Genomic DNA, 25375 nt, shown 5'->3' with positions numbered 1-25375 from the left:
CATATGGGGGATCTGCCATGCTGCGATGCTGCGTGCTCCTTGCAACCCTGTTCCTTATTGGCCTCACGACATTCGAAGCGCACGCCGATCGAAGGGTTGCCCTCGTCATTGGCAATTCCGAATATCGCGAGATCCCGGCGCTCAAGAATCCCGACAAGGACGCGGACGACGTGTCGGACACGTTCCGGCTGGCCGGCTTCGAGGTGTTCGCCGCCAAGGATCTGACCAGGCTTCAGTTCGAAGAGCGGTTCCGCCACTATCTGGCGGCGGCCGACGGCGCCGATCTCGCGGTCGTCTACTATTCGGGACACGGCTTTCAGATCGGCGGGGAGAATTTCCTGATTCCGGTGGATGCGTCGCTGAAAGATGCGGCCGACATGGAGGTCCAGGCCATCAAGGTCGACGACATATTGCGGCAACTGCGCTCGAGATCGAAGATCCAGATGATCATCCTCGACGCCTGTCGCAACAATCCCTTCCCGCGCAAGGACTATTGGCTGCGCGACCAGTTGATCGTCGCCGGCGGCAGCGGACTTGCGCAGGTAACAGGTTCGCAGAACACGCTGATTGCCTTTGCCACCGAGCCGGGGGCGGTCGCCTATGACGGGTCCGGCGATCTCAGCCCGTTCTCGTCGTCCTTCTCCCGCCGCGCGCTGGCGCCGGACCAGGAGATACGCTCGGTCATGGCGGCCGTGCGCCGCGACGTGGTCAAAGCCACCAACGGCAAGCAGGTTCCGTGGGAGAACTCCTCGCTGCTCGACGATGTCGTGCTGATGCGCGGGGCGGAGCAACCAGCGCCGCCGCCTCCCGACGCGCAGCAGAACGATCAGGTGGCGGAGCGCGGAATCCAGGTCGCCGATGCCGCCGAGGCGATTGGAAGTCGCGATATCCGCGTCCCGGTCGGCGTCGGCCCGGTTCCGCTGAAACTGGATCTTCCGGCCAAGGATGCCTCGATCAGCCTCAAGCTTGCGAGCTACCCGGCGACCGGAACGCTGTCGTTGCCCGATCGCGTCCTGTCGCCGCAATCGAGCCTGATGGCCGCCGAGGTCGACAATCTGCGCTACGAGCCGCAGATCGGCTCGGCCGCTCCCGTCGAAGTCGGCTTCGAGATCCGCCTGGGCAACGCCGCGAAGCGGGCGACGATGAAACTGTCGCCGGGCGTCGACCCTTGCGACGAGGCCGCTGGCGAGCCGCTCGACCTGCAGGGCATTGTCCCGGGACGGTTGCCGAATGAGATCGGCGGCGGGGCTCTCGAGACCTGCGAGGCGGCGGTGAAGTCCTACCCCGACATTGCGCGCTTCCGTTACGAACTGGGGCGAGCACTGCTGGCGGCGGGCAGGATCGACGAGGCCAGGCAGGCCATCCAGGAAGCCGCGGACAAGGGACAAATCCGCGCCCTGTTCGCGCTCGGCTCCATCGCCTCGTCCGGAACAGGGACGGCTGTCGATACATTGAAGGCGAACGACCTCTATTCGAAGGCGTCGGACAAGGGAGACCCCTACGCCCTGGCCGCCTGGGGACGCGCTTTGTTCAATGGCCTCGGCGTTGAGCGCGACACCGGCAAAGGCCTCGACCTGCTGCTCCAGGCAGCGGCGATGGGGCATGTCGACGCCATGAAGGAGCTCGCCGTGATCTTCAAGGAAGGCCGCAACGGCGTGCCCGCCGACCCGGCCCGCGCCCTGGCTTTCCTCCAAGCCGGCATGGAGCGGCAAGACGTCTATTCGATGGGCATTCTCGGTCTTTCCGCGCACCCCGCGCGCACCACCCCCGTGGTCATGGCGTGCAAGGCCCCGAAGGTTATCACGAAGATAAAAGTGGTCCGCGTGCCCGTGTCGAAACCGAAGACCGTCACACCGACAATTCCGGGGGCGCCAAAGGTCAAGCCGACCCCAACGGAAACCGGCAGGACATCCTGGACTGGTGGCAGTAGCCACGCTGCCCCCACCGGCGGTGGCAATACCGGCGACGGCGAAGGTGACGGCGGCAACACCGGTAGTGACGGCTTGTGAAGGACAACAGCTCCCGGCCCGGCGATTGTAAAAATAGCCGGGCGGCGCCTGGTTGGTCCGAATCGCGAGTCCCTACCTGTCGGTGACGATCTTGACCTTGTCGCCCGACGACACTGTCGCGCCCGGCGACATGGCGTTGAGCACGCGGAACAGGTCGAGCTTGCGGTCGACGCCGACCATCTGCGCGGCGAGCGAGCCCATGGTCTGGCCGGCTTGGACGGTGACGACCCTGATATGCAGCGGCTTAAGCGCCGCCTTCTCGGCAGGGCTCAGCACGCGGAAGGACCCGCTGACCGAGCGCGCCACCGGGTCCAGCGCGGCGCTGGCCGAGGGCGCGGCCGTCAGCAGCCTGTAGACTTGGCCGCCGGCGCGGATCACCGCGATGTCGAACTGCCAGCCTTGCGCGCTGGCATGCGCCGTCGCCGCATCGTTGCCGTTGATCGTCTCCTGGCGCACGCTGGCGTCTTCCAGCCCCGCCACCCAGCCGCTGCGGATGTAATCGGGGAGCGATACCGACTTGTCGATCGCCACGCCGTCGAAACGGATGGCGATGTCGCCAGGCCCGGTCGCGGTGACGGCGGCCGCCGAATTGTCGATGACGAAACCGTCCGGCACGGTGAAGGACACCCCGAGTTTGGGATGCATGAAGGTCAGGCCGCGCACATAGCCTTCTTCCGGCGTGTCGCCGTAAAGCAGGCCATCGATGCCGGCCAGAAATGCGTCGCGGTCGCGCGTGCCGACGCCGGGCGGGCCGAAATTGCGCGCAAGGCGCTGCGCCAGCTCGATGCGCTGCGGCGTGTTGGGGTGCGTCGCCAGGAAGTCGAGGCTGGCGTCGGTGGCGCCGCTGACCGAGCGGAAATCCGTATAGGCCGACATCGACTGGAGGAAGCGACCCGCCGCATAGGGATCGTAGCCCGCCTCGCCGATCGACTTGATGCCGATGGCGTCGGCCTGCAGTTCCTGGTTGCGCGAGAATTGCGCAAGCCTGAGCTTGCCGCGGATGAGCGCCGCCTTGGCCGTCGGGCTGTCGCCGAGCACATCGGAGACCACCTTGGTCGCCAGGCCTTCCTCGGCTTCGAGCTGCTGCCTCTGCAGGCCGTGATTCGCGGTGACGTGGCCCATCTCATGCGCGATGACGGCGGCAAGCTCGGACGAATCGTTGGCCAGCGCCAGCAAGCCGCGCGTCACATAGAGATAGCCGCCCGGCAGCGCGAAGGCGTTGACGTTGGGCGAGTTGAGGATGGTGATGCGATAAGTCTGGGTAGGGTTCGCCGACACCACCGTCAGATTGCCGACGACCTTGGCCACCATGCGTTCGAGCCTGGGGTCGGAATATTCACCGCCATAGGTGGCGAGAATCCGCGGATGCTGCGCCTTCGCCATTTCGGCGAGCTTGGCATTGGCGACCACGTTGTCGACGGTGATCGGCTTGTCGGAAGGCTGGAAGCCGCTTTCCTGCACGTCCGGCGGCGTGAACATCTGGCAGCTGGCCAGCACGGCAACGCTCGCCAGCGCGAGAAATCGTGCCAGCGGCCTCATCCAAACCTTCTCAGCGCCGGTCGACAGATCGGCTTCCTTTCGAACTCTTTCGGCAAATCGCGGCCCAGCCGGACCAGCATGGCCGGACCTAGCCACACTCCCCCGGACAAGGCAAGCAAACGCCGGATCGCCCATTGCCGGTTTGGCCATAAATTATGTCCGCTTCCGGGCAATATGTTGTGATCCGGCAACGGTGCCGCCTCGATCGCCGATATAGCGCCGGAAGGCGTCCGGTCCAGACCGATCGAAGAAATCATCCGCCGGCCCGGTCGCCGCGATCGTACCTTCATCGAGAAAAGCCACGTCCTGGCCGATGCGGCGCGCATCTTCCGGCTGATGTGTGACGAACAGCACCGTCATTTCGCGCTCGGCATGGATGCCGGCCATAAGGTCGAGCATGTCGTCGCGCAGCGCCGGGCCGAGCGACGCGAAAGGTTCGTCGAGCAGCAAGACGGGCCGATCGCGCAGCAGCACCCGCGCCAGCGCCACGCGTTGCCGCTCGCCGCCGGAAAGCTCGCGCGGCAGCCGCCTTTCCTTGCCCGCAAGACCGACCCGCGCCAGCGCCTCGGCGACGTCGGCGCGATCGGCATCGCCGAGTTTGAGCGACGGCGAGCGGCCAAGCCCGACATTGGCTTCGACCGAAAGATGCGCGAACAAATTGTTTTCCTGGAACACCATCGACACCGGCCGCGCCGAAGGCGGCGTGTTGCCGAGATCGGCGCCGCCGATCAGCACCTTGCCTGCATCGGGCGTTTCGAAGCCGGCTATCAGATTGAGCAGCGTCGACTTGCCGGAGCCGCTCGGCCCCATGATGGCGGTGATCCTGCCGGCCGCGAATTCGGCGTCGAAACTGAAGGAGGATGCGCCATTGCTGAACGAAACGCCATCCAGCGCGACGGTGAGGCCCTTTTGCGCGGCGGCGCCGTCGATTGTCGTCGTCATGACTTTCCTTCCCGCCCCAGCCAGTCGGCGGCGACCACCAGCATCAGGCAGACGAGGCCGAGCAGCAAGGCAAGTCCCGCCGCGTCGGCTGTCCGGTAGCTGCCCATGCGCGCCAAAAGCAGATAGGGCAAGGTCTGCACGGAATCGCTGCCGAACAGCGCGATCACGCCGAGATCGCCGAGCGACAGCGCCATGGCGAAGGCGAAGCCGGTGGCCAGGGGCCGCCTGAGCGATGGCCAGTCGATCAGGCTGAGGCGGGCCCAGCCGGATATGCCGAGCGCCAGGCAAAGCCGCTCGTGGCGCTCGCTCGCCGCGTCATAGGCCGGGCGAATGGCGCGGATGGCGAAGGGAATCGCCATCACCGCGTTGACGGCGACGACCATGGCCGGCGCGACGGCGAAGACATCGGTGACGTGGCGCAGCGCCAGGAACCAGCCGGCGCCAAGCACGATCGGCGGCACGACCAGCACGAAGCCGGCTCCGGTATCGGCGGCATGTTCGAGCAGGCCCATGGCGCCGCCTGCCCGGCGCCGCAGGGCCAGCGCGCGCCGCGCCGCGATCAGCGCCAGCGACAACGTCACGCTGAGCAGCGCCGCAAGCAGGGCGAGGCCCGCGCTGGTGAGCGTCGCGCGACGCACCGCCTCCTCGCCCGCCAACCGGCCGAGATCGGCCTGAAGGCCTGAAAGCACGGTCGCCAGCATCGGCCCGGCGACGAACAGCAGGGCCAGCGCGATGAGGCCGGCGTTCAGCACGCTTTCGGTCCGTCCCGCCGAAAGGTAGCGGCGTGGCGCCACCGGCAGATTGGCATCGCCGACCGTGTTGGCGCCGAGCCGCGTGAGCGCGACGACCACGACGAAGGTCAGCGCGATCTGCAGCAGCGTCAGCACCACGGCGCGCGCGGGATCGAAATCGAAGCGCAGCGCCTGGTAGATGGCGACCTCCAGCGTCGTCGCGGCCGGACCGCCGCCCAGCGTCAGCACGATGGTGAAGGAGGTTATGCAGAGCATGAAGACCAGCCCGGCGATCCCCGGCAGGGCCGCGCGCAGCACCGGCCATTCGATCAGCCGGAAAGCCGGCCGGGCGCCCATGCCGAGCTGACTCGCCAGCCGCCACTGGTCGGCGGGAACGGTGCCCAGCGCCTCGAGGAAGAGGCGCGTGGCCAGGGGCAGGTTGAAGAAGACATGCGCGACAAGGATGCCGGAGAGGCCGTAGATCCCCGGCCAATTCCCACCGCCAAGTTCGGCGAAGACGCCGGCAAAATACCCCGCCCGTCCATAGAGCGCCAATATGCCGAGCGCGGCCACGATCGCCGGCAAGGCCAGCGGCACGGTGAACAATTGCAGGATCAGGCGACGCCCGGGAAAGGTCGGATGTCTCGACAAAGCGCGCGCGATCAGCAGCGCCGGCGCGACCGACAGCAGCGTCGACAGCAGCGCCTGCCACAGCGTGAAGCGGGCGACGCGCAAGAGGTAGCCGTCGAAGGCGGCGGCAGCGCCGGAGAGATCCTGCGCGCCTTCGAGGACGAGGCCGGCGAAGGCGCCGCCAATGAGGAAGCCGATGGCGGCAAGGGCGATGACGCCGGCGGGGATGCGGGAGTCAGGGTGCGCGGCGGCTTGCACGTCGCACCTTGGTGGAATTCAGCAAACGCCGCGTTCCTTTGCGCCCCCCTCTGTCCTGCCGGACATCTCCCCCTCCAGGGGGGAAATTAGCAACTTCGACGGCGCGCTCGATCCTGCAACGCCGGAGATTGGCGAAGGCCGGCGTGACAGCCAATCTCCCCCCTTGAGGGGGAGATGTCCGGCAGGACAGAGAGGGGGGCCTTGGCGCAAGCATCGCAGCCCTACTTGCTCATCACCGCCAGCCACTCATCCACCCACGCCTTGCGGTTGGCAGCCACTTCCTGCGGGCTGAACAGCAAGGTCTTGGTCGGCTTGACCAGCTTCTCGAAGGCCGGGTTGAGCGGCTTGTCGGTCTTGCCGGCGGGGAACATCCAGTTGGTCTCCGGAATGACGTCCTGGAATTTCGGTCCGGTCATGAAGGCGATGAACTTCTGCGCCAGCGGGTTCTTCGCGCCGGTGGTGGTGATGCCGGCAACCTCGATCTGCAGGTACTCGCCCTCTTCGAAGGAGGCCGCCTGGTAGCGCTCGGTGTTCTCGGCCACCATGTGATAGGCCGGCGAGGTGGTGTAGGAGAGCACCATCGGCGCCTCGCCCTTGGTGAACAGGCCATAGGCCTCGCTCCAGCCCGGCGTCACCGTCAGCACCTTTGGCTTGAGCTTGGCCCAGGCCTCCGGCGCCTTGTCGCCATACACGGACTTCACCCACAAAAGCAGGCCGAGGCCGGGCGTCGAGGTGCGCGGATCCTGGATGACGATCTTGTCCGTGCCGGCGCCCTCGACCAGGTCCTTGAGGCTTTTCGGCGGTGTCTTCAGCTTTTCGGTATCGTAGACGACAGCGAAATAGCCGTAATCGAACGGCACGAACGTGTCGTCCTTCCAGCCGCCAGGCACATTGATGCCGGCGACTTCCCCATGCGGCGCGAACAGGCCGCTCGCCTTGGCATCCGCCGTCAGGTTGGTGTCGAGGCCGAGCACGATATCGGCCTTGGTGCCGGCGCCTTCGAGCTTGACGCGGTTGAGCAGGGCGACGCCGTCGGCGACCGAGACGAATTCGAGATCGCAGCCGCATTCGGCCTCGAACTCCTTCTTGACGGCCGGGCCGGGACCCCAGTCGGCGGTGAAGCTCTCATAGGTATAGACGGTGAGCTTGTTCTTTGCCTCTGCAGGCGCGACGCCCGCCAGAAGCGAGACAAGACCGGTTGCGAGAATGAGATTGGACAGCATTGCGCGCATCGGCGCCTCCTTCGTTCGCGTTAAAGGAATTGAGGCGTCGGATCGTCCGAAACGTCTAATCCCTCCGCCGGTACAAACCGGATCAGGTTCAGCGGGTTGGCTTGATCGCCTCTCAGCCGGATCACGTCCGGCACCCCGTTAGAGCGTTTCGACAGATAGGCCCCGCCGAAGCGGCGCGCAAGCGGAAGTTTGCCGGGCAGCTAATGTTCGCGGCAACAGGCGCGCAAGCGAAGCGCGGGCCGTCCGGCTTCCGTTTCGCTTGGAGGGCTGGTAAGGGCCACGGCCATGGGCACATTCACCATCCTGCTTGGCGGCGAGCTTGTCCGCACACCTCGGCTCGAACGCCAGATCGAAGGTTCGCGCGTCATCGCCGCCGATGCCGGCATCGGCCATGCCCGCATGCTTGGACTGGTGCCGGAGCTGTGGGTCGGCGATTTCGACTCGGTGCCTGCCAATCTGCCGGATGATCTCGCCGCCGTTCCGCGAAAAATCTTCCCGGCCGAGAAGGACATGACCGATGGCGAACTCGCCATAGCGGAAGCGCTCCGGCGCGGCGCCGCCAGCCTGGTGCTGGCCGGCGCCTTCGGCGGCAAGCGCGCCGATCATGCCTTCCTGCATCTGGCGCTGGCCGTGCGGCTGGCCGAGGCTGGCACCACCGTGCTGCTGACCAGCGGCGCGCAGGAAGGCGTTCCCATCCTGCCTGGCAAGGCCAGCTTCGACTATGACGACGGCACCTTGTTTTCGGTGCTTGGCTTCTCCGATCTCGCCGGCCTGACGGTGACCGGCGCGAAATGGCCGCTCGACCGCGTCGAGGTGGCGTTCGGCTCCTCGCTCACTATATCAAACGAGGTCAAAGGGCAGCTCGGCATCGCGCTGGAGCGCGGCCGGGCGCTGCTTCTGGCCCACCCCTATCCTCTTCCAGAAAGCTGACATTCCAGACATGGCGCCGCCACTCCTCAATCTCGACGGCATTAAACTGACCTTCGGCGGCACCCCGCTGCTCGACGGCGCGGCGCTCAGCGCATCCGCAGGCGAGAAGATCGCGCTGGTCGGCCGCAACGGCTCCGGCAAGTCGACCCTCCTCAAGATCGCCGCCGGCATGATCGAGCCGCAGGACGGCGAGGTGTTTCGCCAGCCTTCGGCGACCGTCCGCTATCTGCCGCAGATGCCGGATATGGACGGCTTCGCCGACGTGCGCGCCTATGTCGAGGCCGGCCTCGGCCCGGCCGACGATCCGCATCGCGCCACCTATCTGATGGAGCATCTCGGCCTGACCGGCGAGGAGCGTCCGAACGATCTTTCCGGCGGCGAGGCGAGGCGCGCCGCGCTTGCCCGCGTCATGGCGCCGGAGCCCGATATCCTCCTGCTCGACGAGCCGACCAACCATCTCGATCTGTCGGTCATCGAATGGCTGGAAGAGGAACTCGCCCGCACCTCGTCGGCGGTGATCCTGATCTCGCACGACCGCCGCTTTCTCGAGCGTGTCACGCGCGCCACCGTCTGGCTCGACCGCGGCCAGACGCGACGACTGGACAAGGGCTTTGCCCATTTCGAGGAATGGCGCGACCAGGTGCTGGAAGAAGAAGAGCGCGAGCAGCACAAGCTCGGCCGCCAGATCGTGCGCGAGGAGCACTGGCTGCGCTATGGCGTGACCGCCAGGCGCAAGCGCAACATGCGTCGCCTCGGCGAGTTGCAGACCATGCGCCAACGCTTCCGCGGCCATCGCGGCGCCGAAGGCACTGGCACCATGGTGGCGAGCGATGCAGCCGAATCCGGCAAGCTGGTGATCGAGGCCAAGGGCATCGACAAGAGCTTCGGCGAGCTCACCGTGGTCAAGGGTTTCTCGACCCGCATCCAGCGTGGCGACCGCGTCGGCCTTGTTGGCCCGAACGGCGCCGGCAAGACGACATTGTTGAAGATGCTGACCGGCGAGCTGGCGCCGGATGCCGGCACCGTGCGGCTCGGCGTCAATCTGGAGATCGCGACGCTCGACCAGAAGCGCGAGGCCGTCGACCCGCAGGAGACGCTGGCGCATTACCTCACCGACGGGCGCGGTGAGAACCTTGTTGTCAATGGCGAGCAGCGCCATGTCGTCTCCTACATGAAGGATTTCCTCTTCAAGCCGGAGCAGGCGTGCACGCCGGTGCGCGAGCTTTCCGGCGGCGAGCGCGCGCGCCTGCTTCTGGCCCGCGTGCTGGCGCGGCCGGCGAACCTCCTGGTGCTCGATGAGCCGACCAACGATCTCGACATGGAGACGCTGGAACTGCTGCAGGAACTGGTCGCCGGTTTTGCCGGAACCGTGATCCTGGTCAGCCACGACCGCGACTTCCTCGACCGCACCATCACCAGCGTGATCGCGCCGGAGGGCAACGGCCGCTGGATCGAATATGCCGGCGGCTATTCCGACATGCTGGCGCAGCGCGGCGGCTCCAAGCTGGAAGACCGCAAGGCGAGGTCGAAGGCCGAGGCGAGCGAGCCTGGATCGAAAGCCGAACAGGCAGCACCCAAAGGCCCCGCCAAAAAGCTCTCGTTCAAGCAGAAATTCGCGCTGGACTCGCTGCCCAAGAAGATCGAGGCGGTGACGGCCTCAATCTCGCGGCTGGAGAACAACATCGCCGACCCGTCCTTCTACGAGCGCGACCCGGCCTCGTTCCAGAAGACCATTGCCGCGTTGGACAAGGAGCGCACGACGCTGGCGGCACTCGAGGAAGAGTGGCTGGAACTGGAGATGCTGCGCGAAGAGATGGAGGGGTAGGCTTGCCCGCACCTTTCTATGCGCTTATCTTATGCGCATAGAACAGGGAGGCTGCCGTGCTCCAATCAACTGCGAAACCGCAGCGCAAATCGGTAAACACCTCGATCGATTCGAGATTGATCGACGAGGCCAAGGCATTGGGTATCAATATGTCCCGCGCTGCCGAGCAAGGAATCGCCAAGGCAATTTCTGCCGAGAAGACCCGTCGCTGGCAGGAGGAGAACAAGGAAGCGCTCGAAAGCTCTAACGAATACGTCAAGCGTAACGGTCTGCCTTTAGCCAAGTACCGGCTGTTTTGATGGCCCGCTACGATTTCTACCGGAGCACGGGAAGCGACGGTTATCTCCTCGACGTTCAGTCCGACATACTGGAACACCTCGATACCAATGTCGTCGTTCCCCTTCTGCCCCCCAACATCGCACCGCTGCCGGCACGCAGGCTGAACCCGATCTTCAGGATCGACGGCAACGAACACGTTATGGTCACTCAGTTCATTTCGGCTGTGACCGCTTCCGAATTGCGGGCGGCAGAAGGAAACCTTGCCAGGCATCGTGACGAGATCGTCGCCGCTCTCGACATGCTTTTTCAGGGATTTTGAGCAGCGGCGCCATTGCGTCGCCGCCACCGCTCACCCCGACGTCTTCGCCGCCCAGGCCTTCAGCGCCTCGTCGAACACTTTCTCGCCCGGAATGCCCTTTTCCATGGTGAGCAGCGCGCGGCGTCCGGTCTTGTAGACCACCGGCACGTCGATCCAGTCCTGGCCCCGAAGCAGCGTCAGGTTGGCGTCCTCGTCCGCCTTGGTGTCGTTGAGCGCGACGAGGAAGAAACCGTCGGCGATCTTGGCCGGAATGCCGATCAGCGGGCTGCCGGCGTCCTGTTCGGAGCTCTTCATGGCGATGCGCAGGATGTTGTCGACCCCGCCGCCGTCAAATCCTTCCGGCGTCAGGAAGATCATCTCGACGATGTGGCTGGCCGGCAGTGTCTGGTCGGTGTTGCGCCGGATCGTCATGCGCAGCTGGATATTCTTGCCGGGGATCGTCGCCTCGGCGCGGATCGCCGGTTCGGGCGGCAGATCGCCGCCGGGCGATTCCTGCACCAGCGACCAGACGATGCTGCCGGGCTCGGCCGTGCCCTGCTGCGTGCTGGTGCGCTCCTCATAGAAGATCGCCTTCTGTCCTACCGGCACGGTCGCCTCGGCGGTCGTCGGCGCTGGCGCGGGTGGCGCCGTGCCTGCGGCCGGCGGCGTTGCTCCAGCCGCCGGTGGCGTGGTGCCAGCCGCGGGCTGCGTTGCCGCATCAGCCGCGGGCGGTGTTGTTCCGGCCGCTGGCGGTGTCGGATTGGCGGCGTCGGTCGGAGCCGGCGTTGCGGCAGGCGCCTCGGGCGTTTGCGTGGCCGGAACAGGCGGTGTCGTCACCGGCGTAGCCGGCGGCCGCGAGGTCAGCGCCGCGACGGATTCGCCTTCGCCGATCGTGGCCTGTCCGCCGGCCGGACCGGGATCGGTCTCCTTGCCCTCGGGCGTCAGGCGTTGCGTGAACTTGGCGGTGTCCGCCGGCTCGCTGGCGCTGGGCGCAGCCGGCGCGGCCGCCGTCTCCGTCGCCGGCTTGGCCGGAGCCGGCTTGACCAGCGGCTCGGTCGAAACCGTCTTGCTGCCGCCGCCAACGCCGAAGAGCGAGCCGAACGCATTCTTGTTCAGCCATATGCCGTAGCCGCCGCCGGCGAGCACCAACAGCGCGATGAGAGCGGCGATCAAGCCGCCATAGCTGCGCTTGCGTTCCTGCCGCTGTGGCCGCAGGCGCTGGAAGGTATCGGCCGCCGGCTGCTCGTCATTGGCGAAGACGTCGCCGCCGTCATCGGCACCGTCCATGCCCGCCGGGCCTACATCGTCCTCGCGCGGCGACGGCATCGGCGGCGGCGCCTTCTGCCAGGCTGGTTCGGCCTTTGGCGCGGTCTGCCAGTTCGGCTCCGTCCTCGCCGTGTTCTGCCACGCCGGCTCGGCTTTTACGGGGTTTTGCCGCGCGGGCTCCGCCTTCGGCGCGCTTTGCCAGCTTGGTTCCGTCCTGGCGGGCGCGGGCGCCGGCCTGAACGGTTCGGATTTGAACGGATCCGGCTTGGCAGGCTCAGGCGCCGTCGGCTGGCGGGAATGGCTCGGCTGGTTCTTGTTGCGGTCGATGGAGGAGAAAATGTGCTCCAGCTCCGCCAGCGGATCCTCGGCCGGAACGGGTTTGGCATATTCGCGCTCGACGCTGGAGATGGCATCTTCCAGCGAGCGCTTCTGCTTGCTGACGACATCGGGCGCAAGCGGCGGGGAATACTCCGCGAGCTTCTTCGCCAGCACCGCGCGGGCACCGTCGTATATCTGTTTGCGCACCTCGAACGAAGGATCGACCTTCTTCTCGATCTGCTTTTTCAGAACACTAACGAAATCTGCCATGCGTCAGGTGACCTGCATTCTTTTCCCGCCGGCCGCAAATCAGCCGTAGCGCCGGGAAGGGCTGTGAAACTAGTCTTGAAACGGATCGGTCACAAGTATTGTGTCGTCCCGCTCGGGGCTGGTGGAGAGCAGCGCCACCGGGGCGCCGATCAGCTCCTCGATATAGCGGACATATTTGACGGCTTGCGCCGGCAAATCGTTCCAGCTTCTGGCGCCGGCGGTGGTTCCCTTCCAGCCTTCGAGCGTCTCGTAGATGGGCTCGACCCGCGCTTGCGCGCCCTGGCTGGCCGGCAGGTAATCGATCGTCTCGCCATCGAGCCTGTAGCCCGTGCAGACCTTGATCTCGTCCAGCCCGTCGAGCACGTCGAGCTTGGTGAGAGCGATACCCTTGATGCCGTTGACGGCGACGGCCTGGCGCACCAGCACGGCGTCGAACCAGCCGCAGCGGCGCTTGCGGCCGGTGACCACGCCGAACTCATGGCCGCGCGTGCCGAGGAACTCGCCGATCTCGTTCTTCTGCTCGGTCGGGAACGGTCCCTCGCCGACGCGCGTCGTGTAGGCCTTGGTGATGCCGAGCACATAGCCGATGACGCCGGGGCCTACGCCCGAGCCGGCGGCGGCCTGCCCGGCCACGGTGTTGGACGAGGTGACGAAGGGATAGGTGCCGTGGTCGATGTCGAGCAGCGTGCCCTGCGCGCCCTCGAACAGGATGCGCTCGCCGGCGCGACGCTTGTCGTCGAGCACCTTCCAGACGCGATCCATGTAGGGCAGGATCTCGGCGGCCACCGAGGTCAGCTCCTGCATGATCGCCTCATGCGTTGCTTCCGCATGGCCGAGCCCGCGGCGCAGCGCGTTGTGGTGCGTCAGCAGCCTGTCGACCTTCAAGGGGAGCGTTTCCAAATCCGCCAAATCCATCACCCGCACCGCGCGCCGTCCCACCTTGTCCTCATAGGCGGGGCCGATGCCGCGGCGGGTCGTGCCTATCTTGGTTCCGGAATTTGAGGCGGCGTCTTCGCGGAATCCGTCCAGTTCCCGGTGCAGCGACAGGATAAGCGCGGTGTTTTCGGCTATTTTCAGGCGCTCCGGCGTGACCTCCACGCCCTGCTCCTTGAGCTTTTTGGCTTCGGCGACGAAGGCATGCGGATCGAACACCACGCCATTGCCGATGATCGAAAGCTTGCCTTCCCGCACCACGCCCGAGGGCAGCAGCGACAGCTTGTAGACCTTGCCGTCAACGACCAGCGTATGGCCGGCATTGTGGCCGCCCTGGAAGCGCACGACCACATCGGCCCGTTCCGACAGCCAGTCGACGATCTTGCCCTTGCCTTCGTCGCCCCATTGCGAGCCGACGACCACCACATTGGCCATGTTCTTTTCCCTTGAAATGCCGCGCGGGCAGCCTGAAACGACAGGCCTCTATAGCGTCTAGCGCAGGCGGGCGCGACCCTTTCTTTGCCGCCGAAACCATCCTTGGCGCACGACCCCGAACCGAAGGTCAGCGGACCCAAAAAGCGGGAACCGGCTTTCGCAAGTGACCATGCCTCATACAGGAATTGGATCAAGATGACGCCGCCGGCGAGACGTCAACCTGATCCAGGCACAACAAATTCCGGCTTTCGCATCATTTACTTGCTGCCGCCTCCACTCTAGTCCGGGCTGAACCCCTCGAACACCGAGGCCGGAACCTCCATGCACCGAGCCGCCTATCTGTTCCTTCTGTCGACCATGCTCCTGTGGGGCGGCAATTCGGTGGCGGGCAAGCTTGCGGTCGGCCATGTCTCGCCGATGACGCTGGTGTTCCTGCGCTGGGTGATGGCGGTGCTGATCCTGCTGCCCATCGGCTGGCGGACGCTGCGTGAGGATTGGCCTGAAGTGCGCAGGCACTGGAAGTTGCTTGCCGGCCTCGGCGCCTGCGGCTTCACCATCTTCAACGTCATCTTCTACACGGCCCTCAACTACACGACCGCCATCAACGTCTCGATCGAGCAGGCCGCCATTCCGATCGTCATCATCCTTGCCAATTTCGTGCTGTTCAGGCTGCGCGTGCAGCCTCTGCAGGTCGTCGGCGTCGTCCTCACCATCGTCGGCGTCGCGCTGACCGCCAGCCATGGCGACCTCGGCCAGCTCTTGAAGCTCGATCTCAACTTCGGCGACGCCATCATGCTTGTCGCGGTGCTTTGCTACAGCCTCTATTCGGTGGGGCTGCGCCTCAAGCCGGCAATCCGCTGGCAGAGTTTCATGCTGGCGCTGTCGATCGCCGCGCTGCTGATCTCCCTGCCCTTCTTCGTCTGGGAGGTCGCATCCGGCCGCGTCATCGTGCCGGATGCGCGTGGATGGGCACTCACGCTCTACACGGCGCTTGGCGCTTCGGTCGTCTCGCAGGTTCTCTACATCAAGGGCAACGAATTGATCGGCGCCAACCGCGCCGGCCTGTTCATCAACCTGGTGCCGATCTTCGGCACGCTGCTTTCGGTGCTGATCGTCGGCGAGCAGTTTCAGGCCTATCAGGCTTTCGCGCTGGCGCTTGTCCTGGGCGGCATTGGGCTTGCCGAATACAGCGGCAGCCGAGCAGCGCTGCAGACGGGATGATGTCTCAAATCATGCGCCAAGCAGCCGTCGGGTGACGGCCATGTCATTGACGCCCCGCCTGCTGCAGGCGAGGCATTTCATGTCGGACGATGGATGATCGGCTACTCGCCGCCGACGTCGAAACGAAGCCGCTTCGCCGAGTCGATCGACTTGTGCGCGCGCACCTGCTCCAGCACTTTTTCCGGGAAGGGCGCGTCGAGATAAAGCAGCGCGATCGCATCGCCGCCCGGCCGGTTGCGGCCGAGCTGGAAGTTGGCGATGTTGACGCCGTTCTCGCCGCACACCGTGCCGAGCAGGCCGATGATGCCGGGCGCGTCGGCATTGGTGGTGTAGAGCATGTGCTGGCCGACCTCGGCGTCGAGATTGATGCCCTTGATCTGGATGAAGCGCGGCTTGCCGTCGGAAAAGCAGGTGCCGGCGATCGAGCGCGTCATGTGCTCGGTCTTGACGGTGAGCTTGATATAGCCGTCGAACACGCCCGACTTGTCGCGCTTGACCTCGGCGACGATGATGCCGCGCTCCTTCACCATGATCGGCGCCGACACCATGTTGACGTCGGAGACCTGCGGCCGAATGAGGCCGGCAAGGGCGGCGCTCACCAGCGCGCGCGTGTTCATCGTCGCGGTCGAGCCGTCGAACAGGATCTCGACCTCCTTGATCGGATCCTCGGTGACCTGGCCGACAAAGGCGCCGAGCACTTCGGCAAGCTTGACGAAGGGTTTCAGCCGCGGCGCCTCCTCGGCGCTGATCGAAGGCATGTTGATGGCGTTGGAGACCGCGCCCTTGATCAGATAGTCGCTCATCTGCTCGGCGACCTGCAGCGCGACATTCTCCTGCGCCTCGGTGGTCGAGGCGCCGAGATGCGGGGTAGCCACGACATTGTCCATGCCGAACAGCGCGTTCTGCTCGGCCGGCTCGACCTCGAACACGTCGATGCCGGCGCCCGCCACCTTGCCGCTCTTCAGCGCCGCGACAAGGTCCGCCTCGACCACCAATCCGCCGCGGGCGCAATTGATGATGCGCACGCCGTCCTTCATCTTGGCGATCGCCGCCGCGTCGATGATGTTGCGCGTCTTGTCGGTCAGCGGCGTGTGCAAGGTGATGAAGTCGGCGCGGGCGAAGAGCTCGTCGAGCTCGACCTTCTGGACGCCGAGCTCCTCGGCGCGGCTGTCCGACAGGAACGGGTCGAAGGCGATCACATGCATCTTCAGGCCGACGCCGCGCGTGGCGACGATCGAGCCGATATTGCCGCAGCCGATCACGCCCAGCGTCTTGCTGGTGATCTCGACACCCATGAAGCGGTTCTTTTCCCACTTGCCGGAATGGGTCGAGGCATTGGCTTCCGGTATCTGTCGCGCCAGCGCGAAGATCATCGCCACCGCATGCTCGGCCGTAGTGATCGAATTGCCGAAGGGCGTGTTCATCACGATGATGCCCTTGCGGCTGGCGGCCGGGATGTCGACATTGTCGACGCCGATACCGGCGCGTCCGACGACCTTGAGCCTGCCGGCGGCATTGATCAGTTTCTCGGTGACCTTGGTCGCCGAGCGGATGGCGAGGCCGTCATACTGGCCGATCACCTCGAGCAGCTTTTCCTTGTCCTTGCCGAGGTCGGGCAGGTAGTCGACGTCGATGCCGCGATCCTTGAAGATCTGCACGGCGGTGGTGGAAAGTTTATCCGAAACGAGAACGCGGGGCGCCATCACGGCCTCCTTGAAGGGGATTGGATGTGTCGGAAAATGGTGGCGACCGGAGGCCGCCACGGATTTCAGGCCGCTGCCTTGAGCGATGCCTTCTGCGTGGCGAAGGCCCAGTCGAGCCAAGGCAGCAACGCTTCGAGATCGGCGGTCTCTACCGTGGCGCCGCACCAGATGCGCAAGCCGGGCGGCGCGTCGCGGTAGGAGCCGATGTCGTAAGCGACGCCCTCCTTGTCGAGCGAAGACACGATGCCCTTGGCGAAGGCCGCCTGCCCGTCCGCATCGAGCGCCGCCACTTGCGCGTCGGTGAACGAAAGGCACACGGACGTGTTCGAGCGCGTCGCCGGATCGACGGCGAGGTGGCCGAGCCACGCCGACTTGTCGGCGAACCGGTCGAGCACCGCGGCATTGGCGTCCGCGCGGGCAATCAGCGCCTCGAGCCCGCCGATCGACTTCGCCCAGTGGAGCGCGTCGAGATAATCCTCGACGCACAGCATCGACGGCGTGTTGATGGTCTCGCCCTTGAAGATGCCTTCGATCAGCTTGCCGCCCGAGGTCAGGCGGAAGATCTTCGGCAGCGGCCAGGCCGGCTTGTAGGTCTCCAGCCGGGCGACGGCGCGCGGGCTGAGGATCAGCATGCCATGCGCGCCCTCGCCGCCCAGCACCTTCTGCCAGGAAAAGGTGACCACATCGAGCTTTTCGAAATCGAGCCGCTGCGCGAAGGCGGCCGACGTCGCGTCGCAAATGGTCAGGCCCTTGCGGTTCGTAGGAATGAAATCGCCATTCGGCACGCGCACGCCCGAGGTCGTGCCGTTCCAGGTGAAGACGACGTCGCGGTCGAAGTCGACCTGGGTCAGGTCGGGCAGTTGGCCGTAGCCGGCCTCGAACTTGCGCATGTCGGCGAGCTTCAGCTGCTTGGCGACATCGGTCACCCAGCCGGAGCCGAAACTTTCCCAGGCGACCATGTCGACGCCACGCTCGCCGAGCAGCGACCACAGCGCCATCTCGACCGCGCCGGTATCCGACGCCGGCACGATGCCGATGCGGTAGTCCGCGGGAACCTTGAGGATTTCGCGCGTCAGCTCGATCGCCTGCTCGAGCTTGCTCTTGCCGATCTTGGCGCGGTGGGAGCGCCCGAGCGCGGCAGCTTTGAGCGCCTCGACCGACCAGCCGGGGCGTTTTGCGCAAGGACCTGAAGAGAAATTGGGGTTTGCCGGACGGAGTCCGGGCTTGGTAAGCGTCGTCATCGTGGTCTATCCTTCCAGATAGTGGCCCCTCGTTGGGGAGGGGTGGCCCACGGACGGCGATATGCGCTCAGGCTTCCGGCGTCAAGAGCAAAATTTTTGTCGCTGACGGGATATTCGCTCCAACCTCTGCGCGCACCGAAATGAAACCGGCGAGCCGTTGGAACCCACCGTGGCATTTCGTAACCCACTTCGCCTACCAGAGGTCGTAGCGCAAGCCGAGCTTGACCTGGTGATTGCTGATCCCCTTGCGGACCGGATAGGAGGTCAGGCTCTCGGCGGTCACGTATTCGGCGTCGGGTGCGGAGAAATACTGGTATCCGAGATCGACCAGGAGGTTCTTGCTTACCTGGTATGCAAGACCGGCATTCAGCGTATAGGCGAAGGCATATTGGGTTCTGTTGTTCTTCAGGACGAAATCGTCCGTGTCGTCACCGTTCTCAGTAGTGTAGGAAGCCGACAGTTTGCTTTTGGACCGGATGAAACCGACGCCGGCGCCGACATAAGGCGTGACCCCGACATAGGTGCCCAAATCGACATAGCCGTTGAGCAGCCCCGTGAAGGCGTAGTTCTTGAGGTGTGCGGAAGCGATGGTGGGTTCCGCCGCCGTCGCTGAATCATCATAGCCGACGCTCACCTTGTTACCCGGCAGGTAGCCCAGATTGAGATCGGCGCGCAGATAGTCGTTGAAGTGATAGCCGAAGCCGACGCTGGCGAAGACCGGCGTCTCGTCGTTACTGAAGCTCGCCGGTGTGAAGGCGAAATCCTGTTTCTCGAAGCTTTTGTTCGCCAGATAGGAGACATCGCCGCGCAGATACCAGCCCGAGCCGACCTCGACCGGCTGGTAGTCCGGCGCCTGGTCGGCATAGACCGGCGGATCGTAGTCCGCCGCCAGCGCCGGCGTCATCGGCAACAGGATGGTTGCGGCAAGCGCTGACGCGATACGCGATCTGGATATCATGGTCCCCGGCTCCCGAAATTGGCGCCAGCCGCGAACGCAGGCGCCGTTTCAAGGAGCCATTGTTAACCATAGTGGTTAAGTGCGGGTTAAGGATAACGGCCGGTTACCGAATTGATTTCGATCGGATTTTAGCGGTCGTAGGAAAGCGAAAGCCGCCCGGCTGGCGCCGGGCGGCTGACGAATTTCGGGATAATGAAGACGATTACTTGGTGTAGATCGGTTCCGGCTGGTAGGGCTCTGGCGGCGGAGCGCAGTCGGACTGGCCGAACTGGTAGCGGAGGCCACCGCGAACTTCATGCACGTTGATGCCACGGTCGAAACCTGGACCGGCACCGGTGGTTCCGCCGGCACCCGCCGCATATTCGAACATCCGGCCGCCATTGATATGGCTGTAGCGATAGCCGACATCCAGCTTCACGTGGTCCGTCAGGCAGTACGAAGCGCCGGCCATGAGGGCGTAGGCAAAGCGCCAGCCCTTGCCGCCACGATGGAAGAAGTCACCGTCGTCATCGCTGTTGTGCAGCGTGTCCCATTTCATCCAGGCACCGCCGATACCAGCGCCGACATAAGGAGTGACACCGTGCCATGTGCCGATATCGACATAGGCGTTGGCCAGCAGCAGGAGCGCCGAATAAGACGAAGTGTCGGTCGAGATACAGGCAACGCCACCGCCGCAGGTTCCGATCGTCGATCCATTGAAATTGGATTTGCTCAGCCAGTCGGCGGTCAGATCGGTGCGGAAGTACTGGTTGACCTGATAACCGACACCAGCGCCGGCAGAGAAGGCGCCCTTCAGCTTGCCACTGTCAAAGCTGTTCGAGCCGGGCGGCGGACCGTAGGTGATGTAGTCGGCGCCACCGAAGCGCGACCAGTGATAGTCGAGGTCGCCGCGGATGTACCAGCCGCCGACATCGACGGGCTGGGCTTCCACGACCGGCGGCGGCGCCTCTTCGATTTGCGGTTCGGGGAGGTCGGCCGCGAAGAGCGGTCCGGCTATCCCCGCGAACAGCGCGGCAAGCAATGCCATTCTTGCTGTCTTGAACATTCTGTCACCCCTGAGAAGCCTCGGGACGACATCGCCCGAAGATGATTGACCTCGGGTATGGATAATGAATTGGAAAGGTTAAAAGCCGTTTAACCGTACCGATTAACCACGAATCTATACAATTTTAAAGGGAACGCCGTTGTCCGGATGGCTCCACCCGGCGACGAAAAAGCCCGCCTGGCGGCGGGCTTGAAGACCATGTGAGACCCCGGCGGCCGGCTTCAGGCGGCGCTGCGGGTTTCCTGCAGGATGCCGACAATGTCGTTGACGACCGCTTCGACCAGCTGCGGATCGTCGCCCTCGGCCATGACGCGGATGAGCGGCTCGGTGCCCGAGGGCCGGATGACGAGGCGGCCGGACGTGCCGAGCCGGTTGCGCCCTTCCTCGATCGCCGCCTTGACCGGCGCTTCCTCCAGCGGCTTGCCGCCCGAGATGCGGACATTCTTCAGGAGCTGCGGCACCGGCTCGAACTTCTTCGACAGTTCGCTGACCGGGCGGTTCTGCCGCTTGATGCAGGCCAGCACCTGCAGCGCCGAGACGAGGCCGTCGCCGGTGGTCGAGAAATCGGAAAGCACGATGTGGCCGGACTGCTCGCCGCCGACATTCAAGCCGTGCGCGCGCATATGCTCGACCACGTAGCGGTCGCCGACCTTGGTCCGGTGCAGCTGCAGCTTCATGTCGCCGAGGAAGCGCTCCAGGCCGAGATTGGACATCACGGTGGAGACGACGCCGCCGCCGGCCAGCCTTCCGCTCTGGTGCCAGGATTCGGCGATCAGCGCCATGATCTGGTCGCCGTCGACGATCGCGCCGTTCTCGTCGACGATGACGACGCGGTCGGCGTCGCCGTCGAGCGCGATGCCGATGTCGGCGCGCACCTCGTGCACCTTCTTCTGCAGGCCGGCCGGGTGGGTCGAGCCGCATTCCTTGTTGATGTTGAAGCCGTTCGGCTCGACATTGATCGCCACCACCTCGGCGCCGAGTTCCCACAGCGCCTCGGGCGCCACCTTGTAGGCTGCGCCGTTCGCGCAGTCGACGACGATCCTCAGCCCCGAAAGCGACATCGAGCGCGGCAGCGTGCGCTTGGCGAATTCGATATAGCGGTCATGCACGCCGTCGACGCGCTTGGCTCGGCCGAGCCCGTCGGAATCGGCGAGCGCCAGCTCGATGTCCTTGTCGAGCATGCCTTCGATGCGCTCCTCGATCTCGTCGGAGAGCTTGTAGCCGTCGGGACCGAAGAGCTTGATGCCGTTGTCGAAATAAGGGTTGTGCGAGGCCGAGATCATCACCCCGATGTCGGCGCGCAGCGAGCGCACCAGCATCGCGACCGCGGGCGTCGGTATGGGACCGAGCAGGAAGACGTCCATGCCGGCGGCGCACAGGCCCGCCACCATCGCGTTCTCGATCATGTAGCCGGAAAGCCGCGTGTCCTTGCCGAGCACGACGCGGTGACGATGATTGCCGCGCTGGAAGGAGAGCCCGGCGGCCATGCCGACGCGCATGGCGACCTCGGCCGTCATCGGAAATTTGTTGGCGCGTCCGCGGATACCGTCGGTGCCGAAATACTGACCTGCCATGTGCCTTACAGTCCCCGTCGGTTTTTCAGCCGCCCGTATTGCCACAATTGGGCCGCATCCGATCATCAAATTTCGTGATTATATATTACCAATCCTTAGAAAAACATTGTCGCGGGCGGCGCAAGTGATTCGGCAGCCTATCACCACCTTTGACTTGGCGGCGCTACACCTGCCCGTGCGAGGCTCTTCGGCGCCCCATCCACCGGCAAAGCTTGTCTGGTGGCGGACCGGCAAGCAATTCATCACCTTATCGGGAGCAACACACTTTGTGACGGTGCCCATGCCGGAAGCATCTGGCGCAACCGGACATTGAGCGTTATTGATTTGGCATAGGGACACTTATTGGCGGCAGCAAGGGAGAAAACGCCATGCTTATTCATAGACTTGCAGCTTTGACGGGTATCGCCGTCGCAACCTTGTTCCTGGCGGCGCCGGCCAACGCGCTGACCATGGCCGAGTGCAGCACCAAGTATAACGCGGCCAAGGATGCGGGAACGCTCGCTGGCCAGACCTGGAACCAGTACCGCAAGGCGCAGTGCGGTAGCGACGCTTCCGCCGCCACCGACACCAAGGCGGCGACAGGCGCCAAGGCGGCGACCGATACGAAGGCCGCCGACACCAAGCCCGCCAAGACGACGAAGGCGGCCGCCGCCGCTACCGACGACGCCGCCAAGGGCCTGAGTTCCAAGGAATGCAGCGCCAAATACCAGGCTGCGAAATCCGCCGGCACGCTGAACGGCATGAAGTGGAACGACTTCCGCAAGGCCGAGTGCGGCCCGGGCGCAACCGCCGCGGCGGCAACCGCGCCCGCCAAGACCTCGACCGCGGCTGCCGACGGCGGCAAGGGCCTGAGCATGGCCGAATGCAGCACCAAGTACCAGGCTGCGAAAACGGCGAATACGCTCAAGGGCATGAAGTGGAACGACTTCCGCAAGGCCGAGTGCGGCGCCGGCGCCGACGATGACGACACCGTGCCGGCTCCGACGGAAGCCACCTACACCAACGAGCCGGCGAAGCCGTCCGTCGCTGCGCCGAAGGGCGTCAGCTTCCCGAAGGCGATTTCGCCGAAATTCGCCACCGAGACCCCGGCCAAGGGCCGCATGCACACCTGCCTCGAGCAGTACTACGCCAACAAGGATGCCAACACGCTGAACGGCCTGAAGTGGATCCAGAAGGGCGGCGGCTTCTACAGCCTGTGCAATGCCAAGCTGAAGAGCTGATCGCTTAGTCTCTTCCAGAGAAAGGCCCGCGCATCGCAAGATGCGCGGGCTTTTTTGTTGGGTGGCTCACAAAGGTCATACCCACGTTACAAGGAGGCTCGCCGTCGGCTACGCTTCCAATCTCCCCCTTTGTGGGGGAGATGTCCGGCAGAGGGGCGAAGGATCGCTACTTGGCGGGGTCGTTCATTCCAGGGCGAAGCAAGAAGCGGAGCGAAGCGCGCAGACCCTGGAATCCATGCCGTGACGCTAATGCGTGTCGCGCAAAAGTGTGCAGCGGTGTGACGCGCTTTAAGGCGTTGCAGCGGCTGAGAATTTTGCTTCGATGCGGTCGGACCCGAGGATGACGAAGAGGGCGCCGGGACAGCGCCCCTCTCTGCCCTGCCGGGCATCTCCCCCACAAGGGATGGGAGATTGGCTGTCGAGCCGGATTTCGCCAATCACCAGCCGCGCCGGCTAAACCTTTGGCGCTCCCAAAACGAAAACGCCGCGGTTTGATCCGCGGCGTATGTTTGTATCGTCTACCGAACCTCAGCCCTGCGGCTGCGGTTCCATGCCGCCTTCAGGCTCGGGGCCCTTCTTGCGGCGGCCGCCGGTGCCGGCCTTCGGCACGGCCGAGCCGCGGCTGGGCGGGGTGTCGTCGCCGAGGTCGCGGGCGGGCTTGTTGCCGGCGATCAGCTGCTTGATCTCGTCGCCCGACAGCGTCTCGTATTCGAGCAGCCCTTCGGCGAGCGCGATCCATTCCTTCTTCTTCTTGGTCAGGATAGTCTTCGCGGTCGAATAGGCGTCGTCGATCAGCCGGCGCACCTCGGCGTCGATGATCTGGGCGGTCTCTTCCGAGATGTTCTGCGTGCGCGCCACCGAGTGGCCGAGGAAGACCTCTTCCTGGTTGTCGCCATAGGCGACGTGGCCGAGCTTGTCGGAGAAGCCCCAGCGCGTGACCATGGCGCGTGCCAGCTTGGTCGCCTGCTCGATGTCGGAGGAGGCGCCGGAGGTGATGTTCTCCTTGCCGAACTTGAACTCCTCGGCGACGCGGCCGCCCATCATGATGGCGAGCCGCGAGACCATGTATTTGTAGCTCATCGAATAGCGGTCGCCTTCCGGCAACTGCATGACCATGCCGAGCGCGCGGCCGCGCGGGATGATCGTCGCCTTGTGCAGCGGATCGGCGGACGGCACGTTGAGCGCCAGGATCGCGTGGCCAGCCTCGTGATAGGCGGTGAGCTCCTTCTCGGCCTGCGTCATGGCCGACGAGCGGCGCTCGGCGCCCATCATGATCTTGTCCTTGGCGTCCTCGAACTCGGCCATGGTGACGAGCCGCTTGTTGCGGCGCGCCGCCATCAGCGCGGATTCGTTGACGAGGTTCATCAGATCGGCGCCGGAAAAGCCCGGCGTGCCGCGCGCAACCACCTTGAGGTCGACATTGGGCGCCAGCGGCACGTTGCGGACATGCACCTTGAGGATCTTCTCGCGTCCGACGATGTCGGGGTTCGGCACCACGACCTGGCGGTCGAAACGGCCGGGCCTCAGCAGCGCCGGGTCGAGCACGTCGGGCCGGTTGGTGGCGGCGATAAGGATGATGCTTTCGTTGGATTCGAAACCGTCCATCTCGACCAGCAGCTGATTCAGCGTCTGCTCGCGCTCGTCATTGCCGCCGCCGAGGCCGGCGCCGCGATGGCGGCCAACGGCATCGATTTCGTCGATGAAGATGATGCAGGGCGCGTTCTTCTTGGCCTGGTCGAACATGTCGCGCACACGGGATGCGCCGACGCCGACGAACATCTCGACGAAGTCCGAGCCGGAAATGGTGAAGAACGGCACGTTGGCTTCGCCGGCGACGGAGCGGGCGAGCAGCGTCTTGCCGGTGCCGGGCGGGCCGACCAGGAGCACGCCGCGCGGGATCTTGCCGCCGAGGCGCTGGAATTTCTGCGGATCGCGCAGGAATTCGACGATCTCTTCGAGATCCTCCTTGGCCTCGTCGACGCCGGCGACGTCCTGGAAGGTGACGCGGCCATGCGCCTCGGTCAAAAGCTTGGCCTTCGACTTGCCGAAGCCCATGGCGCGGCCGGAGCCTGATTGCATCTGCCGCATGAAGAATATCCATACGCCGAGGATCAGGATCATCGGCAGCCACGAGATCAGATAGCCGAACAGCGAATTGGAGCCGTCGGTTTCGGGCTTGGCGGTGATGGTAACGTTCTTGTCCTGCAGCCTGGAGACCAGCGACGGGTCGCCGGGCGAGTAGGTCTGGAAGCCATTGGCGTTGTCCGTGTAGTTGCCGAGGATGCGGGCACCGGCGATGGTCACGCTCTTGACCCGGCCGGACGCGACATCCTGCAGGAACTGCGAATAGGCGATATCCGTCGTGGCACCGCGCGTCTGGGGCGTCTGGAAAAGATTGAACAGGGCGATGAGCAGGACCGCTATGATCGCCCAGAGCGCGAGGTTGCGATAATTCGGATTCATCTATTGTCCCGTTGGGGTCCCGCGTACGGACCCGCGATGATGGAGAAGCTGGGCC

At 65.0% G+C, this 25375-nt stretch carries 19 protein-coding genes and 1 riboswitch; of the genes, 7 read left to right on the top strand and 12 right to left on the bottom strand.

Annotation, left to right across the window (positions count from 1 at the left end; all coding sequences use genetic code 11):
- Positions 1-32 precede the first annotated feature (32 nt).
- Entirely contained in the window at positions 33-2009 is a 1977-nt protein-coding gene (locus tag FJ957_RS16280) for a caspase family protein (protein ID WP_246685857.1), read from the top strand.
- 72 nt (positions 2010-2081) lie between these two features.
- Here the strand turns inward: FJ957_RS16280 and FJ957_RS16275 are convergent, their stop codons facing one another.
- From FJ957_RS16275 to thiB, 4 genes are all read right to left on the bottom strand, one after another.
- On the bottom strand, positions 2082-3548 hold the full coding sequence (locus FJ957_RS16275) for a M48 family metalloprotease (protein WP_140832988.1): 1467 nt from the start codon (positions 3546-3548) through the stop codon (positions 2082-2084).
- Between the two features lie 153 nt (positions 3549-3701).
- Positions 3702-4490, bottom strand: a complete 789-nt coding sequence (gene thiQ, locus FJ957_RS16270; protein ID WP_140832986.1) for a thiamine ABC transporter ATP-binding protein — start codon at positions 4488-4490, stop codon at positions 3702-3704.
- Entirely contained in the window at positions 4487-6109 is a 1623-nt protein-coding gene (thiP, locus tag FJ957_RS16265) for a thiamine/thiamine pyrophosphate ABC transporter permease (protein WP_140832984.1), read from the bottom strand. Before thiP ends, thiQ begins: the two co-directional genes overlap by 4 nt.
- Positions 6110-6330: 221 nt before the next feature.
- Positions 6331-7341, bottom strand: a complete 1011-nt coding sequence (gene thiB, locus FJ957_RS16255) for a thiamine ABC transporter substrate binding subunit (RefSeq protein WP_140832982.1) — start codon at positions 7339-7341, stop codon at positions 6331-6333.
- Positions 7342-7383: 42 nt separating this feature from the next.
- A riboswitch (TPP riboswitch) is annotated at positions 7384-7489 on the bottom strand.
- 137 nt (positions 7490-7626) lie between these two features.
- Here thiB and FJ957_RS16250 point away from each other — a divergent pair.
- Genes FJ957_RS16250 through FJ957_RS16235 form a run of 4 tightly spaced genes read left to right on the top strand, consistent with a single transcriptional unit; the run spans position 7627 to position 10694 of the window.
- Positions 7627-8271, top strand: coding sequence for a thiamine diphosphokinase (locus tag FJ957_RS16250; RefSeq protein WP_140832980.1), 645 nt, complete (start codon positions 7627-7629; stop codon positions 8269-8271).
- 10 nt (positions 8272-8281) lie between these two features.
- Entirely contained in the window at positions 8282-10096 is a 1815-nt protein-coding gene (locus tag FJ957_RS16245) for an ABC-F family ATP-binding cassette domain-containing protein (RefSeq protein ID WP_140832978.1), read from the top strand.
- A 56-nt stretch (positions 10097-10152) separates the two neighbouring features.
- Positions 10153-10395: a type II toxin-antitoxin system CcdA family antitoxin gene (locus tag FJ957_RS16240; protein WP_140832976.1), complete on the top strand. Its 243-nt coding sequence runs from the start codon at positions 10153-10155 to the stop codon at positions 10393-10395.
- Positions 10395-10694, top strand: coding sequence for a CcdB family protein (locus tag FJ957_RS16235; RefSeq protein WP_140832974.1), 300 nt, complete (start codon positions 10395-10397; stop codon positions 10692-10694). Before FJ957_RS16240 ends, FJ957_RS16235 begins: the two co-directional genes overlap by 1 nt.
- 30 nt (positions 10695-10724) lie before the next feature.
- Here FJ957_RS16235 and FJ957_RS16230 read toward each other — a convergent pair whose 3' ends face one another.
- Positions 10725-12527, bottom strand: coding sequence for a hypothetical protein (locus FJ957_RS16230; protein WP_140832972.1), 1803 nt, complete (start codon positions 12525-12527; stop codon positions 10725-10727).
- A gap of 69 nt (positions 12528-12596) precedes the next feature.
- Positions 12597-13895 (bottom strand): adenylosuccinate synthase, encoded by a 1299-nt coding sequence (locus FJ957_RS16225; protein WP_140832970.1) that lies wholly within the window; start codon positions 13893-13895, stop codon positions 12597-12599.
- Between the two features lie 321 nt (positions 13896-14216).
- Here FJ957_RS16225 and FJ957_RS16220 point away from each other — a divergent pair, with 321 nt between their 5' ends.
- The gene (locus FJ957_RS16220) at positions 14217-15116 is read left to right on the top strand and encodes a DMT family transporter (RefSeq protein WP_140832968.1); all 900 of its coding nucleotides are present in this window, start codon (positions 14217-14219) and stop codon (positions 15114-15116) included.
- Between the two features lie 101 nt (positions 15117-15217).
- On the opposite strand, the gene serA is transcribed toward FJ957_RS16220, so the two are convergent.
- The 5 genes from serA to glmM all read right to left on the bottom strand — a co-directional run bounded on the left by serA (position 15218) and on the right by glmM (position 21637).
- Positions 15218-16819: a phosphoglycerate dehydrogenase gene (serA, locus tag FJ957_RS16215; RefSeq protein WP_140832966.1), complete on the bottom strand. Its 1602-nt coding sequence runs from the start codon at positions 16817-16819 to the stop codon at positions 15218-15220.
- 65 nt (positions 16820-16884) lie between these two features.
- The gene (locus tag FJ957_RS16210; protein ID WP_140832964.1) at positions 16885-18060 is read right to left on the bottom strand and encodes a phosphoserine transaminase; all 1176 of its coding nucleotides are present in this window, start codon (positions 18058-18060) and stop codon (positions 16885-16887) included.
- A gap of 193 nt (positions 18061-18253) precedes the next feature.
- Entirely contained in the window at positions 18254-19018 is a 765-nt protein-coding gene (locus FJ957_RS16205) for an outer membrane protein (RefSeq protein ID WP_140832962.1), read from the bottom strand.
- 202 nt (positions 19019-19220) lie between these two features.
- Positions 19221-20063, bottom strand: a complete 843-nt coding sequence (locus FJ957_RS16200) for an outer membrane protein (protein ID WP_140832960.1) — start codon at positions 20061-20063, stop codon at positions 19221-19223.
- A gap of 221 nt (positions 20064-20284) precedes the next feature.
- Positions 20285-21637, bottom strand: coding sequence for a phosphoglucosamine mutase (gene glmM / locus FJ957_RS16195; RefSeq protein WP_140832958.1), 1353 nt, complete (start codon positions 21635-21637; stop codon positions 20285-20287).
- Positions 21638-22005: 368 nt separating this feature from the next.
- Here glmM and FJ957_RS16190 point away from each other — a divergent pair, with 368 nt between their 5' ends.
- Positions 22006-22857, top strand: a complete 852-nt coding sequence (locus tag FJ957_RS16190) for a hypothetical protein (protein WP_140832956.1) — start codon at positions 22006-22008, stop codon at positions 22855-22857.
- A gap of 528 nt (positions 22858-23385) precedes the next feature.
- Here the strand turns inward: FJ957_RS16190 and ftsH are convergent.
- The gene (ftsH, locus tag FJ957_RS16185) at positions 23386-25320 is read right to left on the bottom strand and encodes an ATP-dependent zinc metalloprotease FtsH (protein ID WP_140678899.1); all 1935 of its coding nucleotides are present in this window, start codon (positions 25318-25320) and stop codon (positions 23386-23388) included.
- Between the last annotated feature and the right edge of the window lie 55 nt (positions 25321-25375).

The organism is Mesorhizobium sp. B2-4-6, from assembly GCF_006442775.1.
Classification (GTDB): domain Bacteria; phylum Pseudomonadota; class Alphaproteobacteria; order Rhizobiales; family Rhizobiaceae; genus Mesorhizobium.
Note: the sequence above shows the minus strand (reverse complement) of the source record. Positions and strands in the feature narration are given on the sequence as shown.

Bases quoted from the DNA above. Each gene is read 5' to 3' on its own strand.
- FJ957_RS16275 (WP_140832988.1), bottom strand. From the start codon at position 3,548: ATGAGGCCGCTGGCACGATTTCTCGCGCTGGCGAGCGTTGCCGTGCTG.
- thiQ (WP_140832986.1), bottom strand. From the start codon at position 4,490: ATGACGACGACAATCGACGGCGCCGCCGCGCAAAAGGGCCTCACCGTC.
- thiB (WP_140832982.1), bottom strand. From the start codon at position 7,341: ATGCGCGCAATGCTGTCCAATCTCATTCTCGCAACCGGTCTTGTCTCG.
- FJ957_RS16250 (WP_140832980.1), top strand. From the start codon at position 7,627: ATGGGCACATTCACCATCCTGCTTGGCGGCGAGCTTGTCCGCACACCT.
- FJ957_RS16245 (WP_140832978.1), top strand. From the start codon at position 8,282: ATGGCGCCGCCACTCCTCAATCTCGACGGCATTAAACTGACCTTCGGC.
- FJ957_RS16235 (WP_140832974.1), top strand. From the start codon at position 10,395: ATGGCCCGCTACGATTTCTACCGGAGCACGGGAAGCGACGGTTATCTC.
- FJ957_RS16230 (WP_140832972.1), bottom strand. From the start codon at position 12,527: ATGGCAGATTTCGTTAGTGTTCTGAAAAAGCAGATCGAGAAGAAGGTC.
- FJ957_RS16225 (WP_140832970.1), bottom strand. From the start codon at position 13,895: ATGGCCAATGTGGTGGTCGTCGGCTCGCAATGGGGCGACGAAGGCAAG.
- FJ957_RS16220 (WP_140832968.1), top strand. From the start codon at position 14,217: ATGCACCGAGCCGCCTATCTGTTCCTTCTGTCGACCATGCTCCTGTGG.
- serA (WP_140832966.1), bottom strand. From the start codon at position 16,819: ATGGCGCCCCGCGTTCTCGTTTCGGATAAACTTTCCACCACCGCCGTG.
- FJ957_RS16210 (WP_140832964.1), bottom strand. From the start codon at position 18,060: ATGACGACGCTTACCAAGCCCGGACTCCGTCCGGCAAACCCCAATTTC.
- FJ957_RS16205 (WP_140832962.1), bottom strand. From the start codon at position 19,018: ATGATATCCAGATCGCGTATCGCGTCAGCGCTTGCCGCAACCATCCTG.
- FJ957_RS16200 (WP_140832960.1), bottom strand. From the start codon at position 20,063: ATGTTCAAGACAGCAAGAATGGCATTGCTTGCCGCGCTGTTCGCGGGG.
- glmM (WP_140832958.1), bottom strand. From the start codon at position 21,637: ATGGCAGGTCAGTATTTCGGCACCGACGGTATCCGCGGACGCGCCAAC.
- FJ957_RS16190 (WP_140832956.1), top strand. From the start codon at position 22,006: ATGCTTATTCATAGACTTGCAGCTTTGACGGGTATCGCCGTCGCAACC.
- ftsH (WP_140678899.1), bottom strand. From the start codon at position 25,320: ATGAATCCGAATTATCGCAACCTCGCGCTCTGGGCGATCATAGCGGTC.